The organism is Pseudomonas fluorescens (assembly GCF_902498195.1).
Lineage (GTDB): Bacteria > Pseudomonadota > Gammaproteobacteria > Pseudomonadales > Pseudomonadaceae > Aquipseudomonas > Aquipseudomonas fluorescens_BU.
Genome location: NZ_CABVIY010000003.1, coordinates 884,902 through 900,784, shown reverse-complemented (window position 1 = coordinate 900,784; position 15,883 = coordinate 884,902). Strand labels below are relative to the sequence as shown.

The following is a 15,883-nucleotide window of genomic DNA, read 5'->3' as shown; positions in this document are numbered from 1 at the left end:
GTGTCAGGCGATGAAGATGTTGAAAGTGCCGGCCCCTTCGCGAGCAGGCTCGCTCCCACAAGGATCTGGGTCGTACCCGGTATCCGCATCCACCCAACCCCCTGTGGGAGCGGGCTTGCTCGCGAAGGCGGGGTGTCAGGCGATGAAGATGTTGGATGTGCCGGCCCCTTCGCGAGCAAGCCCGCTCCCACAAGGATCTCGGTCGTACCCGGTATCCGCATTCACCCAATCCCCTGTGGGAGCGGGCTTGCTCGCGAAGACGGAGTGTCAGGCGATGAAGATGTTGAAAGTGCCGGCCCCTTCGCGAGCAGGCTCGCTCCCACAAGGATCTGGGTCGTACCCGGTATCCGCATCCACCCAACCCCCTGTGGGAGCGGGCTTGCTCGCGAAGACGGAGTGTCAGGCGATGAAGATGTTGAAAGTGCCGGCCCCTTCGCGAGCAAGCCCGCTCCCACAAGGATCTCGGTCGTACCCGGTATCCGCATCCACCCAACCCCCTGTGGGAGCGGGCTTGCTCGCGAAGGCGGGGTGTCAGGCGATGAAGATATTGAAAGTGCCGGCCCCTTCGCGAGCAAGCCCGCTCCCACAAGGATCGGGGGTGTACGCGGTACCTGCATACGCCCCAACCCCCTGTGGGAGCGAGCCTGCTCGCGAAGGCGGGGTGTCAGGCAATGAGGATGTGGAAGGTGCAGCCCGCAGCCACAGGAATTTTCGCTGTTCTGGAGAATAAAAAGATGAGCATTGAACGCTGGCAAACCGTGTGGCGACAACTGATCGCCCCCGGCTCGCCCTTTGAAGTGGTGACGCCGGATGACGGCGCTCCACGCTACTTCCGCCACGCTCCCCACGACCTGTTGCAGGTGATCGACGCCGGCCGGGCCCATGGCGACCGTGAGTTTCTGGTCTGGCAAGCGCAACGCCTGACTTTCAATCAGTTCTTCGATCAGGTCGACCGCCTGGCCGGGCAGATGGTCGCGCGTTTTGGCGTGCGACCGGGCGAGCGGGTGGCGATTGCCATGCGTAACCAGCCGGCGTGGCTGGTGGCCTTCGCCGCCATCCAGCGCTGCGGCGGTGTGTGTGTGCCACTCAACAGCTGGGGCCTGCGCGATGAGCTGCAATACGCGTTGCAGGACAGCGGTTCGCGCCTGCTGCTGTGCGATGAAGCGCGCCTCAATGTCCTGCACGACGACCTGGTCCGTGAACAGCGGGCCACGATTGTCGTCGGGGCCCAGGCAGGGTCGTTGCCCGAGTACGGCCTGCGATTCGAAGATCTGGTCAGCGCCCCGGCCTTGCCGTTGCCGACGCTGGACATCGATCCCGACGCATCGGCGCTGATTCTCTACACCTCCGGGACCACCAGCCGTGCCAAGGGCGCCGTGTCCAGCCACCGGGCGATTTGCCAGGCGCTGACCGCGCTGGAATTCCAGGGTGCGTTTTGCGCCATGAGTTCGCCCGAGCGGATTGGCGTGGTGATCAACAGCGGCTTTGCGCCGACGACCCTGGCGGCCGTTCCGCTGTTCCACGTCAGTGGCCTGCACGCACAGTTTTTGTCGGCCCTGCGCGGTGGCCGCCGCTTGATGCTGATGTACAAGTGGGATGTCGAACGCGCCATCGACCTGATCCGCGACGAGCGCTGCACCCAGTTCAACGGGGCGCCGGTGATGATTCAGCAGTTGCTGGCCTCGCCGCGCTTCGGCAGTGAGCACACCGCCAGCCTGTTCGGCCTGGGCCTGGGCGGCGGCGCATCGTCGGCCAACGTGCTCGACGACATGCTCAGGATCAAGCCCGACGTGATCGGCGGTGCCGGCTACGGCCTGACCGAAAGCAACGGCATCGGCGCGGCGATTGGCGGCGACCAGTTCGTCTACAAACCGGCCACGGCGGGCTGGGCGTTGCCGATTGTCGATATTCATATCGGCGACAACCCCGGCCAGCCCCAACCGGCGGGCACCCCCGGGGTGATCTGGCTGCGTTCGCCGACCCTGATGAGCGCCTACTGGAACCTGCCCGAGATCACCGCGCACAGCCTGCGCGACGGATGGCTCGACACCGGCGATATCGGTTACCTCGACGAAGAAGGGTTCCTGCACATCACCGGCCGAGTCAAGGAGTTGATCAACCGTGGCGGCGAGAAGATCTCCGCCGCGGAAGTCGAAACCTGCATCCTCGATATGCCCGGCGTCCTGGAGGCCGCTGCCTTCGCCATCGCCGACCCGTTGCTGGGTGAAACCGTGGGGCTGGCCGTGCATGGCCAGGCCTCGACACTGCCCCAGGAAACCCAAGTGCGCGGGTTCATCGCCGAGCGCCTGGCCGCCTACAAAGTGCCGGCACAGGTTTATCGGGTATTCGAACCCTTGCCGCGCAATGCCACCGGCAAGGTCCTCAAGGCGCAACTGCAAGAAAAGTTGGGCGCATGACGCCTGCGTAGTCTTTCCGGACGATGTGGGGGCCGGCGGAAAACGAACAATGTGTCCATACACCAAGCCTTATCAGCGAAGGAGGCAATACATGAAAATAACAAGAACAGGTCTCATGCTCGCGGTCGCAGTCACAGCCAATAGCGGGCTGATGGGTTATGCGCACGCCGAGGTGTCACCTCAGGAAGCCGCCAGACTGGGCAAGGAGCTGACCTGTGTCGGCGCCGAGAAGGCGGGCAACGCCGAAGGCACCATCCCGCCGTACACCGGCAAATACCTGGGCGAAGTGCCGGGCTGGAATCATGTGAAGTTCTCCGGTGACCAGCCGGTTGATCCTTACGCTGACGAGAAGCCGATCCTGGTGATCACCGCGCAGAACATGAGCCAGTACGAGTCGCGCCTGACCGAAGGTCAGAAGGCCCTGCTGAAGAAATACCCCACCACCTACAAGATGAACATCTACCCCGGCCACCGGGATTTCAGTTACCCCGATTACATCTGCCGCCGCGTGATGGACAACGCGCTGCATGCCAAGCTGGTCAATGACGGGGCCGGCTTCACCGGGATCGGCCTGATACCGTTCCCGATCCCGAAAAACGGTATGGAACTGCTGTGGAACCATCAGCTGTCGGCAAAAGCCTACACCGAGGAAAAAACCACCGACCTGGCGTCGGTCCTGCCCAACGGCAGCATCGGATGGGGCCGGGCCTATGCGCGTAACATGGCGATGGGCAGCTCACCGACGGTCGACTCGAAAAGCGAAGACTTGATTGTGTCCTACAGCAACAACACGACCCTGAAGCCGGCCCGGGACAACGGCACCATGAGCATTGCCCACGAACCGTACAACTTTGGCACCGGTACGCGTCAGGCCTGGTCCTACAGCCCGTCGACGCGGCGCGTGCGGCAACTGCCGGGCTTCGGTTTCGATCAGCCCATGATCGGCACCAACGGCACCATGACCATCGACGAAGACCGGATGTTCAACGGCTCGCCGGAGCGCTACACCTGGAAGCTGATCGGCAAACGTGAAATCTACGCCCCGGCCAACGCGTACAAAGCCAACACGGCGTCCGTCAAGTACGCCGACATCCTCACGCCTAACCATCCCAACCCTGACTTCATGCGCTATGAGTTGCGTCGGGTGTGGGTGCTGGAAGCCGATTTGAAGGAAGGCTATCGCCACGTCTACAGCAAGCGCGTGCTGTTCCTCGACGAGGACTTCTGGAACGCCGTCATGGCGGACAACTACGATGCCCGCGGGCAGCTGTGGAAGCACGCCATGGCCAACTACTACTACCACCCGGACATGAGCGGCTGGCAATCGGGTTCGCAGTTCTTCATGGACCTCAACTCGGGCCAGTACACCGGCTACGGCATGACCAACGAGTCCAAGAAGGGCCCGATTCTCAACGAAGGCAAGTTCACCCCGGACCAGTACACCGCCGATGCGGCGCGTGCAACCGGTCGCTAAGGCACTGGTGACACGAAACCATTAAAGGCCTCGCCGGCCAACGGCGAGGCTTTTTTTATGACGATTGTGTCGGTACGACGAGCGCCTGAGGCTCGTTGCCCACCTGATGTTGACTGAGCGAGGAAACACCCTATGCCTATTACAGCTGTGAGCGGCTCCGCTTCCGGTATGGGCGCTGCCGTCTGCGCAGTGCTGCGCGCCGCCGGGCACCGGATCATTGGTATCGACCGGGCGAACGCCGAAGTGATTGCCGACCTGTCCAGCCACGCCGGCCGGCAGGCGGCCATCGCCAGCGTGCTTGAGCACAGTGGCGGCGTGCTGGACGGCTTGATCTGCTGCGCGGGAGTCGGTGTGACCGCGCCGTCGCCCGGTATCGTTCTGGCGGTCAATTACTTCGGTGTCAGCGAATTGCTTGACGGCCTGGTTGATGCCTTGGCCAAAGGCCAGCAGCCGGCGGCGCTGGTGATTGGCTCTGTCGCTGCAACCCTGGCCAATCCCGATCAGCCGATGGTGGCGGCCATGCTGGCCGGCGACGAAGAGCGGGCCGTGGAACTGGCCAATACCCTCGGTCAGCCACAGACCGCCTACGCCTGCTCCAAATATGCGGTCACCTGTAACACCCGGCAGAAGGCCGTGGCCTGGGGCAAGCAGGGCATCCGTTTGAATGTGGTAGCACCGGGCAACGTGGAAACTGCGCTGTATCAAGCGTCCCTGGAGGATGCGCGGTTCGGCCAGGCGGTGCGCGACTTCTCTGCACCCTTGAAGCATTTTGCCCAACCTGAAGAAATCGCCACGCTGGTGGCCTTCCTGCAATCGCCCCAGGCCAGTTTCATCCACGGCAGCGTGGTGTTTGTCGATGGCGGCATGGATGCGATGGTGCGTCCGACGCGCTTCTGACGCGTCGATCGAGCGATGAAAAAGTGGCATTCATTGCCGGCGCAGTGAACGCCTTCAAATGGTCACTGGAGAATGACATGTACAAATGCATTGCTTTGCTGAAGAAAAGAGCGGATCTCAGCCGGGATCAGCTGATTGATTATTATGAAAATAATCATGCCCCCCTGATCAAAAGCCTGTTCCCGGGCATCGTGCAGTATCGGCGCAATTTTCTCGATCTGGAGGGGGCGTTCCTGTCGAAGACTTCGCCAATCGATTTTGATGTGGTGACCGAAATCTGGTTTGAAGATCGTGCCGCGTATGACGTCTTCCTGGCTGAGAACGCCAAGCCCGACGTCGCTCGGCGCATTGCCGAAGACGAAGCGAATGTGTTTGATCGCAGTGCGACACGCATGTTTGTGGTCGAGGAAAAGACCAGCCCCATCGCCTGACAAGTAATCCTTGCAGCGCTGGCATGCAAGACCGGCCACGTTAAGCCAGGCCAGTTGAAGCCCGACAGGTGCAAGCCTGTCGGGCTTCATGGTTTCTACATCAGCAAATGCTGGCTCAAGTCCCCGATCATTTCCAGCTGCGAATAATCGCGGAAGCTGAACCGCCATGCGTCATCCACACGTTCAAACTCATCGTGGTAACGCCCCGCGGCGATGGCTTGCAGGGGCAGGGCGTCTGTCGCCTGCAGCACGGTGTAACAGGACCTGACTGTCGCGGTCCCGGCCGCTTCGTCGATGTCGATGATCGGGTTGCTGATGAGGTGTTTGGTGCGCGGTGTGCCGCAGGCGTAGCGCTTGACACGCTGTTGCCAGATGCCCAGCAGCATCGTGTGATCTATCGGATCGCCCTGGTGTTTGACCTTGACCCGGGCATGACGAAACAGCTCGGCGGCCTCGACCAGTTGCCCGCTGTCCAGGCATTCGGCGTAACGGTAGAGCAGGTTGCTGATCTGTACGGCGCTGCTACTCATGGCAATCCTCCATAAAAAAAACCGCTGGAACCTGACAGGTGTCCAGCGGCGCAGGGGGGTGGGGAAGGGGCTCAGGCCGTGACGGACCGGATCGGTGCGGGCAGCACGGCAGGGTGCTTGATCTGCTGGCGATAACGCGGCAGCGCCAGGGCCAGGAACACGCTGGCCAATGCCAGCATCGACACCGACGAGGCCAGGGCATACCGCAGGGACTCACCGCCCATCGTCGACACGAAAAAGTCACTGAGCATGCCGACGAACAACGGCCCGACGCCCACGCCGAGCAAGGTCATGGACATCAGGAAAATCGACGTGGCCTGGGCCAGCCGCGAGGCCGGGAACAGGTGGGTGATGGCGCTCAGGCACGGCGTTGCCCACCACACCCCGAAGAAGGCGAAGGCGCTGTAGAACAGGAACGCCTGGGGTACCGCGATGCTCCCGAGCTGGAATGCCATGCCTTGCGGCCAGAGGAAGTAGGCCAGGGCGAACGGGATGCTGATCAGCGTGCCCAGCAGCGGGACGCCGATCTGCCAGCCCGCATCGCGCCGCGCCAGGCGGTCGGTGAGCATGCCGCAGATCAGCGTGCCGACAGTCGCCCCGGTGCCGCCCACCACGCCCAGCAGGAAACCGGCCTGTTGCAGGTTGAGGCCGTGGGAACGGATCAGGAAGCTCGGGCTCCAGGTGCCGACGGCGTAACCGGCGATGGCCGCTGCCCCACCGGCAAGGACCAGCAACAGGAACGAGGGCATGCGCAGCAGCTCGACCAGGGTTTTCAGCCAGCCGTCCTGCTGCTCGGCGACCGTGTTCACGGGCGTCACGCGCGTGGGCGAGCGCACGGTCAGCAACAGCAGCAAACCCAGGAAGATGCCCGGCGCACCAATCAGCAGGAACGCATAGCGCCAGCCGTGGTGCTGGGCAATCCAGCCACCCAGTCCGAGGCCGACAATTGCCCCCAGGCTGGAACCCAGCATCAATACCGACAACGCGGTGGAGCGGCGATTGGCCGGGTACAGGTCCGAAACCATGGCCACCGACGGCGCCGTGCCACCGGCCTCACCGACGGCCACGCCGATTCGCGCCAGCACCAGGGTCAGAAAATTGCCGGCCATGCCGCAGAGCATGGTCATCAGGCTCCAGGCGATGCAGCTGAACGCGATGACGGGCTTGCGTCCGACGCGGTCCGACAATCGCCCCATCGGGAAGCCGAACACGGTGTAGAAGACGGCGAAGGTCACCCCCGAGAGCAGGCCGATGCCGGTATCGCTGATACCGAATTCCAGCTTCACCGGCTCGATCAGAATCGCCATCAACTGGCGGTCGATGTAATTGAACACATAGATGCTGGCCAGCACGAACAGCGCGTAGTGCGTTCGCCATGTCACGGGGGGGGAATGATTCACTGCGGGTGCTCCCGGTTTTGTTTTAGTTGACGCGAATGCTCGGTGCGCTGCGGTTTTTTTTCATCGTCCGTTCAGACCATCTTTTGCCGCTGTAGACAAGCCGCCCCACACCATAGCCGACCTAGTCTTGTCGGACGATGTTTCCCACGCGCTCAACGTCAATCATTCAGCCCATATCCGCTGGTGTGTCAGTACTTGCCCACGCTGTGGCAAGCCCTGCGACCGCCTGAAAACAATAAGAAGCTGAGGAATTGAGATGAGCGTCTTGTTCGAGCCGGTCGCCCTGGGCGAACTGCAACTGGCCAATCGCATTGTCATGGCCCCCATGACGCGCAGCCGCGCCCTTGCCGATGCGGTGCCCGGCAGCGCCATGGTCGAGTACTACCGCCAGCGCGCCAGTGCCGGGTTGATCGTGGCCGAGGGCACCGCGCCGTCCGGCAGCGGCCTGGGCTATTGCCGCACCCCGGCGATCTACAGTGGCGAACAGATCGCCGGCTGGCGGCAGGTCACCGACGCGGTGCACGCGGAGGGCGGGCGCATCGTCCTGCAATTGATGCATGTCGGCCGCGCCGCCAGCCGTCACAACAAACCGGCCTGGGCCGCCACGGTGGCGCCTTCGGCACTGCGTGCGCGGACCCAGGTGTACAGCGACACCGCGGGCCTGGTGGACACCGACGAGCCACAGGCGCTGACCGTGCAAGGCATTCGCGAGGTGATCGAAGACTATCGCCAGGCCGCCTTGAATGCGCGTCAGGCCGGCTTCGACGGGGTCGAGCTGCATTGCACCAGCGGTTATCTGCCCATGCAGTTCATGGCCTCGGGCAGCAACCAGCGCAGCGACAGCTATGGCGGTGACGCGGCGGGGCGTGTGCGTTTTGCCCGGGAAGTGATCGAGGCCATGGCCGATGCGATCGGCGCCGGCCGCGTGGGCTTTCGCCTGTGCCCCGGTAACCCCTACAACGACATCGACGACCGCGATCCGGCGCAAACCGCCGCGGCCCTGTGCCAGGCCGTGGCCCCGTTGGGCCTGGCCTACCTGCACATCATGCGCTCGCCTTTGGCGGATCTCGATGCCTTCGCCCTGGCGCGCCAGCACAGCCCGCACGCCTTGATTCTCAACGATGGTTTCGACGGCCCTTCGGCCAGTGCCGCCCTCGCGTCGGGCGAGGGGGCTGCTGTGTCGTTCGGTCGTCACTTTATTGCCAACCCCGATCTGGTGGAGCGCCTCAAGCGTGGCCTGCCGCTCAGCCGGTTCGACCGCAAGACCCTCTACACGCCGGGCTCGGCCGGCTACTCGGATTACCCCGCCTATCAAGCAATCGCCCAGGAGCTGGCGCAATGAACCTGAATGACCTGACCGGTGTCGTGCCGGCCCGCCCTGTGCCTCGTGAACAGACCCAGGCACTTCTCGACCAGCGTTCGGCTGCCGCCGGCATGATCAAGCCGCGCGACCGCTACACCCTGGCCGACCGCCTGGAACAACAGGCCCGCGACCTGGGCGAACGGCCGTTCCTGATCTACGGCGAGCAGACCCTGAGTTACGCCGAAGTCGATGCGCGGGCCAATCAGATGGCCCACACCTTTTATGCCAACGGTCTGCGCGCCGGCGATGTCTGCGCCCTGGCCATGGAAAACCGCCCGGCGTTTTTCTGCACCTGGTTCGGCCTGGTCAAGCTCGGGGTGGTGGTGGCTTTCATCAACACCCAGGTCAGCGGCCGCCCGCTGTTGCACGCGTTGCAGACCACCGACGCCAAGGCGCTGGTGATCGGTGAGGAATGCCTGGCCAATGTGCAGGCCACCGAAGGTTTTCCGGACCTGCCGTGCTGGCTGATACGCGACCCGGAAAATACCTGGGCGGGCGCACTGCCCAAGGGCATCGACGGGCATTTCGACGCGCGCCTGGAGAAAGCCCCGCGCACGCCGTTCCCCCGCGACATCCGTGCGCACATCGAGGCGCAGTCGCCGACCTTGCTGATCTTCACCTCGGGCACCACCGGTTTGCCCAAGGCCGCGCGCTACAGCCACATGCGCTGGATGTCCTCCGGCGACGTGATGGAAACCACCCTCAAGGCCACGAGCGAAGACGTGTTCTATTGCTGCCTGCCGCTGTATCACGGGGCGGCCGCCACTTCGGTGACCTCCACCGCGCTGCGCGCCGGGGCCGCCATCGTGGTGCGGCGCAAGTTCAGCGTGCGTGAGTTCTGGAACGACGTGGCGCGCCACCGCATCAGCATCTTCCAGTACATCGGCGAAATCTGCCGCTACCTGCTCAACCAGCCGGTCCAGGCGCACGAGCGTGAGCACAGCTTGCGCTGCATGCTCGGTGCGGGTCTGTCGCCGGACACCTGGCAGCGCTGGCTGGAACGCTTCGGGCCGATCCAGGTGTTCGAGGGTTGGGGGGCCACCGAGGCCAATGCCGCGATCATCAACGTCGACAACTATTTCGGCTCTTGCGGTCGCGTGCCGGACTGGAACAAAACCAACGTGCGCCTGGTGCGCTACGACGTGGAAAACGACTGTCACCCGCGCGATGAAAACGGCTTCTATCAAGTGTGCAACGTGGGCGAGATCGGCGAAGCGATGGGTTTCATCGTCGATCACCCGGAGATTGGTGGCGGGCGTTTCGAGGGCTACACCTCAGCCGAGGCCACCGAGAGCAAGATCCGTCGCAACGTGCTGCGCGAAGGCGATGCCTGGTGGAGTTCCGGCGATCTGCTGCGCGAGGACGCCGACGGCTACTGCTACTTCGTCGACCGCATCGGTGACACCTACCGCTGGAAAAGCGAGAACGTGTCGACCCAGGAAGTGGCCGATGCCCTGGGCGATCTGTCGGGCCTGGAACTGATCAATATCTACGGCGTCCAGGTGCCGGGCCACGAAGGTCGCGCCGGCATGGCCGCCGTGCTGATGCAGGCCGGCCAGGCGTTCGATCCCGACGCCCTGTACGCCCTGACCGAATCGCGCCTGCCACGCTATGCGGCCCCGGTGTTCGTGCGGGTCACGCAAGCGGCGGACCTGACGGCCAGCTACAAGCTGCGCAAGGTCGATCTGCAGCGCCAGGGCTATTGCCCGCAGCTGTGCAGCGATCCGCTGTTCATCCGCGACGATCAGGCCCGCAGCTATGTGCCCTGGTCGGTGGAGGCCCTGGCGCGGGCCGGCCTGACGCCTTTCGCGGTGCCCCGCCATGACTGATCTCGACCACAACGGTCACGAACTGCGCAGCGGCCTGCGTTATCCCTGGCCGCAGGCCCCGGACGCCGGCCAGGTGCGCGAAGTGGCGCCGGGCGTGTGGTGGCTGCGCATGCCGCTGCCGTTTCGCCTGGACCACATCAACCTCTATCTGCTGCGCCATACCGATGGCTGGGTGGTGGTGGACACCGGCATGAACACCGACCAGACCCGCGAAGTCTGGGACCGGGTACTGAGTGAAGTCTGTGGCGGCCTGCCGCTGCTGGCGGTGGTCTGCACCCACTTTCATTCCGACCATGCCGGCGTGGCCGCGTGGCTGTCGGAGCGCTTTCAGTGCCCGGTGTACATGACCGCCAGCGAGTTCCAGTCGTTGCACGTCAGGTTTCCCGCCGATCAGCCGCCGGGCTGGGACTTTCTCGATTTCTACCGCAAGGCCGGTGTCAGCGACGAGCAGAGCAGCGAGCTGTTCGCGGTAATGAGCAACGCCCATTTCCTGCCGGCGCCGCTGAACCATTACCGCCGTCTGCGCGAGGGCAGCGTGCTGGAAATCGGCGGTCGCCGCTGGCAGGTGGTCATTGGTCGTGGCCACTCCCCGGAGCATGCCTGCCTGTATGCCGCCGATGACGGCTTGCTGATTTCCGGCGACCAGGTGTTGCCGCGCATCACGTCCACCGTCGGCGTGCATGCCACCGAACCCTTGGCCAACCCGCTGCGCGACTGGCTCGATTCCATCGAGCACTTGCGCGGCTTGCCCGACAGCGTGCTGGTGCTGCCGGCGCACGAACGGCCGTTCTTCAATCTGCATCAGCGCCTGGACCAACTGGACGCCCACCACCGGGCGCACCTGGCGCTGTTGCTGGCCCACTGTGACGAGCCGCGCACCGTGCTCGAACTGATGGCCGTGATGTTCCCCAGGCTGTCGGGTCGTTTCGACGAACTGATGGCGCTTGGCGAAACGTTGGCCCATGCCAACTACCTGGTGGCCGAAGGGTCGCTGGAGCGGGAAGAGGACCGGGGGCGGTATCGCTACCGGAGTGCTGTAAGGGGAGCGTGCGCGGCACTCAAGGTGTTTTGAGCCCACGGCACGGCAGCAGTGTTGAACATTCCAGGCAGCCAGTCAGTTGCCCTTCAGGAGAGTCAGTGTGATCAGTAAAAACAACAATAACGAGACGGTCATGGCTTCAAGCGCGTTTCAAGTCACCAGCCTGGCGGCCGCCATGGCACTGGCGTCCACGCCGGTGTGGGCCGGTGAGACGATCGAGTTCGACAACGGCTTGACCATGGACTGGTCGGTGACCACCAGCTATGGCGTCGGTGTGCGCACCGGCAAGCAGAGCGATCGCTTGCTGACGATCAACGCCGACGATGCCAATCGCAACTTCGATCGCGGCGGCCTGACCACCAACCGTGTGGGCGCGCTGGGTGAAATAATCCTGCGCAAGGACAACTACGGCGCCGTGGTGCGTGGCAGTACCTTCTACGACGACGTCTACCACCGCGAGAACGATAACGACTCGCCGGCGACCGTGAACAAAAACGGGCGCAACGACGAGTTCACCAGCGATACCCGCTACTACAGCGGCGGTCGTACCCGTCTGCTGGATGCCTATGTGTTCAGCGGCTGGCGCTTCGAAAACGACACCATGCTCGACGTCAAGGCCGGGCGGCACATCGAATCCTGGGGCGAAAGCCTGTACTACCCGGGTGTCAACGGTGTGCAGAACCCTTCCGATGCGGTCAAAGCCTCCCAGCCCGGTGTGGAGGTCAAGGAAATCCTGTTGCCCGTGGGCCAGTTTTCCGGTTCGTTCCGCCTCAACCCCAGCCTGACCTTCGGTGCCTATGTGCAATACGAATGGAAGGGCACCGAGTTGCCACCGGTGGGCAGCTACCTGTCGGGCAGCGACGTGGTGGGGCCGGGTCGCGAGTTCATCTATGCCAACGGCCAGAAGGTGCAGTACCGCGGCACCGACGAACCGCGCGACGGCGGCCAGTGGGGCGTACAAATGCGCTATCGCCCGGTGCCGGCCGTCGAGCTGTCGCTGTTCCACGTCAACTACCACGACAAGAACCCGGCGACCGCCCTGGTCGGTTATGACCCGCTGCCGGTCGGTGGCGGCCGTAACGCCTTTGCCATCAACGGCTATCGGATCAAGTACTTCGAGGACATCAAGCTGACCGGCATCAGCGCCTCGACCAAGATTGGCGATACCCAGGTCGGCGCCGAATGGTCGTACCGCGACGGTGCGCCGGTGATGGTCAATACCGGCCTTGGCGCGGTGCCGGCCAAGGGCAAGGGCCAGCAAATGCAGTTGTCGGCGATCCGCATCCTGGGCGACCGTCCCTGGGCCAGCCAGACCAGCCTGACGGCTGAAATCATCCGCGTGCAGGTCGACAGCGTCGAATCCACTTCGGCGGCGCCCAACCTGCAAGGCCTGAACCTTCTGCCCTCCGTGGCACCCCTGGTGGCACCTTCCAATGACTACACCTACAGCACAGCCGCAGGTTTTCGCACCAAATCCTCCAGCGCCTACACCCTGGGGGCATCGTTCAGTTATCCGGGAGTTTTCCAAGGCTGGGATCTGGAAGTGCCGGTGCGATTCTCCAACGTGTTCAGCGGCTCGACACCCATGGCGGGAAGCATCTCCGGCGTGGCGGGCGACCGACGCCTGAGCGTGGGCACCACCTTCAAGTACCTGGGCAACCTGGAAATGGGCCTGACCTATGTCGGTTACCTGGGCGAAGCGGACCCGATCAAGCGTCCGTTCGCTGACCGCGACTACGCCACGTTCTCGATGAAATACACCTTCTGATCGACCACACAAGGTCCGGGTCGCCATGGCGCGCCCGGACGTTCAACACCACCTGGAAATGGCCTGGGCATCACGCCCGGGCATGGAGGCACTATGGGGCTCAAAGGGCAGGCAGCCATTGTTGGCACCGCACAATACAAACCGGAAAAATATTCCACCGCACCCCGCATGTTCCACCTCGAACAGGTCGCCGACCTGGCGGCCCAGGCCCTGCGTGATGCCGGGCTCAAGGCGTCGGACCTCGACGGGCTGGTGATCAATGGCCCGCACTTCCATGAAGCCTCGGTGTTCGTCCCGGCGATGGCCGCCGAATACCTGGGGCTGCGCCTGAACTTCGCCGAAGTGGTGGACCTGGGCGGTTGCACGTCGGTGGGCATGGTCTGGCGCGCCGCCGCCGCCATTGAACTGGGGCTGTGCCAGGCCGTGCTGTGCGTGATCCCCGCACGCATGGCGCCGTTGGGACCCGACGAAGACCCCGGCTGGATGGCCCGGTCGATGCGTTTCGGTGGCCACAGCACGGCGTTCGGCGCGCCCGAAGCCGAGTTCGACCTGCCTTACGGGCACATGGGCCAGAACACTGGCTACGCGATGATCGCCCAGCGGTATGCCGCGCAGTACGACTATGACCAGCGGGCGATGGCCAAGATCGCCGTCGACCAGCGCACCAATGCCCTGGCCAACCCGCAAGCCATGTTCTACGGCCAGCCGCTGACCATCGAACAGGTCCTGGCCAGCAAAATGGTCGCCGACCCGCTGCACGTCCTGGAGATCGTCATGCCGGTGGCCGGTGGCGCCGCGATGATCATCACCAACAAGGAAGTGGCGGCACGGTCGCGCAAGCGTCCGGCCTTCATCACCGGTTTTGGCGAACACCTGGCGTTCAAGTCGCCGTCGTATGCCGAGGACATGCTGCGCACGCCGATTGGCCCGGCATCCGAGCGGGCCTTTGCCATGGCGGGGCTCAAGCCCAAGGACGTCGATGCCGCGCAGATCTACGACTGCTACACCATCACCACCTTGCTGACCCTGGAAGACGCCGGTTTCTGTGGCAAGGGCGAGGGCATGGCCTTCGTGCGTGAGCATGACCTGACCTGGCGTGGCGATTTCCCGATGAACACCCACGGCGGGCAACTGAGTTTCGGCCAGTCGGCCTCGGCCGGTGGCATGAGCCAGGTGATCGAGGCGGTCACGCAAATCGCCGGCACGGCCGGCGAGCGCCAACTGGGGCGCTGCGACAACGTCTACGTTTCCGGCACCGGCGGCGTGATGAGCGAGCAGGGCGCATTGATACTTCAGGGAGCATAAGCACATGTCCAACAACAAACCGATGCCGGTCGCGACGCAGATCTCCGCACCGTTCTGGGAGGGCCTGAAGGCTCGCCGCCTGTTGATCCAGCAATGCAACGCCTGCGCGCACTGGAACTTCTACCCGCGCCGGCATTGCCCGGTGTGCCTGGAGCATGACCTGGCCTGGCGCGAAGTCGACGGCAGCGCGACGCTGTACAGCTACACCGTGACGCGCATTGCCACCTTGCCCGACTTTATCGACGAAATGCCGCAGAAACTGGCGGTGGTCGAATTGGCCCAAGGGGTGCGCATCAACACCAACCTGGTGGGCCTGGAAGAAGACGAAATCCGCATCGGCATGCCGTTGCAGCCGGTCTTCGCCGAAGTCGATGCCAAGGGCAACCGACTGCTGCGGTTCACCGGGGTCGACAAACAAGTGGCGAGTTTAGAGGCGTTGCCAGCGCAGGACAGCGAGCCGGCACCCGCCGCGCCGGAGCAAGCGCCCGTGCGGCAGATCGACCTCAACGACGGGCCGGCGCTGCAAGCCCTGGTCAGCGACCAGTTCAGCGACTGGAGCAACGTGGTGGTGGTCGATCAGGCGCTGATCGACGCCTTCGCGCAGTTGTCGGGTGACGATTACTGGATCCATACCGATCCGGAACGCGCACGCCTGCAAAGCCCGTTCGGCGGCACCATCGCCCACGGCGCGCTGGTACAGGTGCTGCAATCGCGGATGAAACTGGCGCTGGGCTTCGAGATCAGCGGCTTTACCACCCAGATCAACTATGGCTCCGACCGCCTGCGCTTCCCGGCGCCAGTGCCGGCCGGCTCGCGCATCCATTCGCGGGCGCGGGTGAAAAAAGTCGACCTGTCGGCCCGCGGCACACAGCTGACCCTGGAACTCACCACCCACGTCGTGGGCCAGGACCGGCCGTCGGTGATCAACGACCTGGTGATTTTGTATCTCGCCTGATGCGTTGCCCTGTGGGCGCGAGCGTGCTCGCTCCTACAGGGAGTGGTGGACATATCCATTACTGCGGTAACGGCGGCTAATGGTTTCGCCCTTACGGCGACTCACTTTTGAAAGAGCCCAAAAGTAACCAAAAGGCTCTTGCCCCACCACTCGGTGCCTCGCTCTGGCTCGGCATGCCCGAACGAAGGCATTGCTCCGTGGGTCGCCGCGATGGGCCATCCGTGGCCCAGCGCGGCTAAACCGGCGTCCTGCCGGTTTACCCACGGAGCAATGCCTGCGTTCGGCCATCGTGGTTTAACGGGGCGCCCAGATCAAAAGCCAAAGCCAAAGCGAGGCGGCCTTAAAGCCGACCTGACTTTGGCTGGTGTACGCAATCCCCTGTAGGAGCGAGCCTGCTCGCGAAGGACGTTAACGATAACGCGACCTGTCTGGATGATCGCTGTGTCTGGGCGTCCATCGCGAGCCTGCTCGCTCC

The 15,883-nt window shown here is 63.8% G+C and carries 12 protein-coding genes; 10 read left to right on the top strand and 2 right to left on the bottom strand.

The features are described from left to right. Positions 1–734: 734 nt before the first annotated feature. The 4 genes from F8N66_RS15030 to F8N66_RS15015 all read left to right on the top strand — a co-directional run bounded on the left by F8N66_RS15030 (position 735) and on the right by F8N66_RS15015 (position 5,219). Positions 735–2,417 (top strand): class I adenylate-forming enzyme family protein, encoded by a 1,683-nt coding sequence (locus F8N66_RS15030; RefSeq protein WP_150770904.1) that lies wholly within the window; start codon positions 735–737, stop codon positions 2,415–2,417. 91 nt (positions 2,418–2,508) lie between these two features. Next, entirely contained in the window at positions 2,509–3,891 is a 1,383-nt protein-coding gene (locus tag F8N66_RS15025; protein ID WP_191622994.1) for a DUF1329 domain-containing protein, read from the top strand. 132 nt (positions 3,892–4,023) lie between these two features. Continuing rightward, a complete protein-coding gene (locus F8N66_RS15020; protein WP_150770903.1) occupies positions 4,024–4,788 on the top strand; it encodes an SDR family oxidoreductase in 765 nt (254 codons plus the stop codon). Positions 4,789–4,811: 23 nt separating this feature from the next. Then, positions 4,812–5,219 (top strand): EthD domain-containing protein, encoded by a 408-nt coding sequence (locus F8N66_RS15015; RefSeq protein WP_224790475.1) that lies wholly within the window; start codon positions 4,812–4,814, stop codon positions 5,217–5,219. Between the two features lie 95 nt (positions 5,220–5,314). Here F8N66_RS15015 and F8N66_RS15010 read toward each other — a convergent pair whose 3' ends face one another. Together F8N66_RS15010 and F8N66_RS15005 are read right to left on the bottom strand one after the other, a co-directional pair. After that, positions 5,315–5,749 carry a nuclear transport factor 2 family protein gene (locus tag F8N66_RS15010; RefSeq protein WP_150770902.1) on the bottom strand — a complete coding sequence of 145 codons (435 nt, stop codon included), beginning with the start codon at positions 5,747–5,749 and terminating at the stop codon, positions 5,315–5,317. Positions 5,750–5,820: 71 nt separating this feature from the next. After that, positions 5,821–7,149: a spinster family MFS transporter gene (locus tag F8N66_RS15005; RefSeq protein ID WP_150770901.1), complete on the bottom strand. Its 1,329-nt coding sequence runs from the start codon at positions 7,147–7,149 to the stop codon at positions 5,821–5,823. Between the two features lie 256 nt (positions 7,150–7,405). On the opposite strand from F8N66_RS15005, the gene F8N66_RS15000 reads away from it, so the two are divergent. From F8N66_RS15000 to F8N66_RS14975, 6 genes are all read left to right on the top strand, one after another. After that, on the top strand, positions 7,406–8,491 hold the full coding sequence (locus F8N66_RS15000) for an alkene reductase (RefSeq protein ID WP_150770900.1): 1,086 nt from the start codon (positions 7,406–7,408) through the stop codon (positions 8,489–8,491). Beyond that, entirely contained in the window at positions 8,488–10,341 is a 1,854-nt protein-coding gene (locus tag F8N66_RS14995) for a long-chain-acyl-CoA synthetase (RefSeq protein WP_150770899.1), read from the top strand. The genes F8N66_RS15000 and F8N66_RS14995 overlap by 4 nt, the downstream gene beginning before the upstream one ends. Then, positions 10,334–11,413: an MBL fold metallo-hydrolase gene (locus tag F8N66_RS14990; RefSeq protein ID WP_150770898.1), complete on the top strand. Its 1,080-nt coding sequence runs from the start codon at positions 10,334–10,336 to the stop codon at positions 11,411–11,413. Before F8N66_RS14995 ends, F8N66_RS14990 begins: the two co-directional genes overlap by 8 nt. Before the next feature lie 67 nt (positions 11,414–11,480). Next, positions 11,481–13,148 (top strand): DUF1302 domain-containing protein, encoded by a 1,668-nt coding sequence (locus tag F8N66_RS14985; RefSeq protein WP_150770897.1) that lies wholly within the window; start codon positions 11,481–11,483, stop codon positions 13,146–13,148. A 93-nt stretch (positions 13,149–13,241) separates the two neighbouring features. Beyond that, positions 13,242–14,453: a thiolase family protein gene (locus F8N66_RS14980; RefSeq protein WP_150770896.1), complete on the top strand. Its 1,212-nt coding sequence runs from the start codon at positions 13,242–13,244 to the stop codon at positions 14,451–14,453. 4 nt (positions 14,454–14,457) lie between these two features. Then, the gene (locus F8N66_RS14975; protein ID WP_150770895.1) at positions 14,458–15,408 is read left to right on the top strand and encodes an OB-fold domain-containing protein; all 951 of its coding nucleotides are present in this window, start codon (positions 14,458–14,460) and stop codon (positions 15,406–15,408) included. The last annotated feature ends 475 nt before the right edge of the window (positions 15,409–15,883 follow it).

Coding starts and splice junctions, on each gene's coding strand:
- F8N66_RS15030 (WP_150770904.1), top strand. CDS start 735: ATGAGCATTGAACGCTGGCAAACCGTGTGGCGACAACTGATCGCCCCC.
- F8N66_RS15025 (WP_191622994.1), top strand. CDS start 2,509: ATGAAAATAACAAGAACAGGTCTCATGCTCGCGGTCGCAGTCACAGCC.
- F8N66_RS15020 (WP_150770903.1), top strand. CDS start 4,024: ATGCCTATTACAGCTGTGAGCGGCTCCGCTTCCGGTATGGGCGCTGCC.
- F8N66_RS15010 (WP_150770902.1), bottom strand. CDS start 5,749: ATGAGTAGCAGCGCCGTACAGATCAGCAACCTGCTCTACCGTTACGCC.
- F8N66_RS15000 (WP_150770900.1), top strand. CDS start 7,406: ATGAGCGTCTTGTTCGAGCCGGTCGCCCTGGGCGAACTGCAACTGGCC.
- F8N66_RS14995 (WP_150770899.1), top strand. CDS start 8,488: ATGAACCTGAATGACCTGACCGGTGTCGTGCCGGCCCGCCCTGTGCCT.
- F8N66_RS14990 (WP_150770898.1), top strand. CDS start 10,334: ATGACTGATCTCGACCACAACGGTCACGAACTGCGCAGCGGCCTGCGT.
- F8N66_RS14980 (WP_150770896.1), top strand. CDS start 13,242: ATGGGGCTCAAAGGGCAGGCAGCCATTGTTGGCACCGCACAATACAAA.
- F8N66_RS14975 (WP_150770895.1), top strand. CDS start 14,458: ATGTCCAACAACAAACCGATGCCGGTCGCGACGCAGATCTCCGCACCG.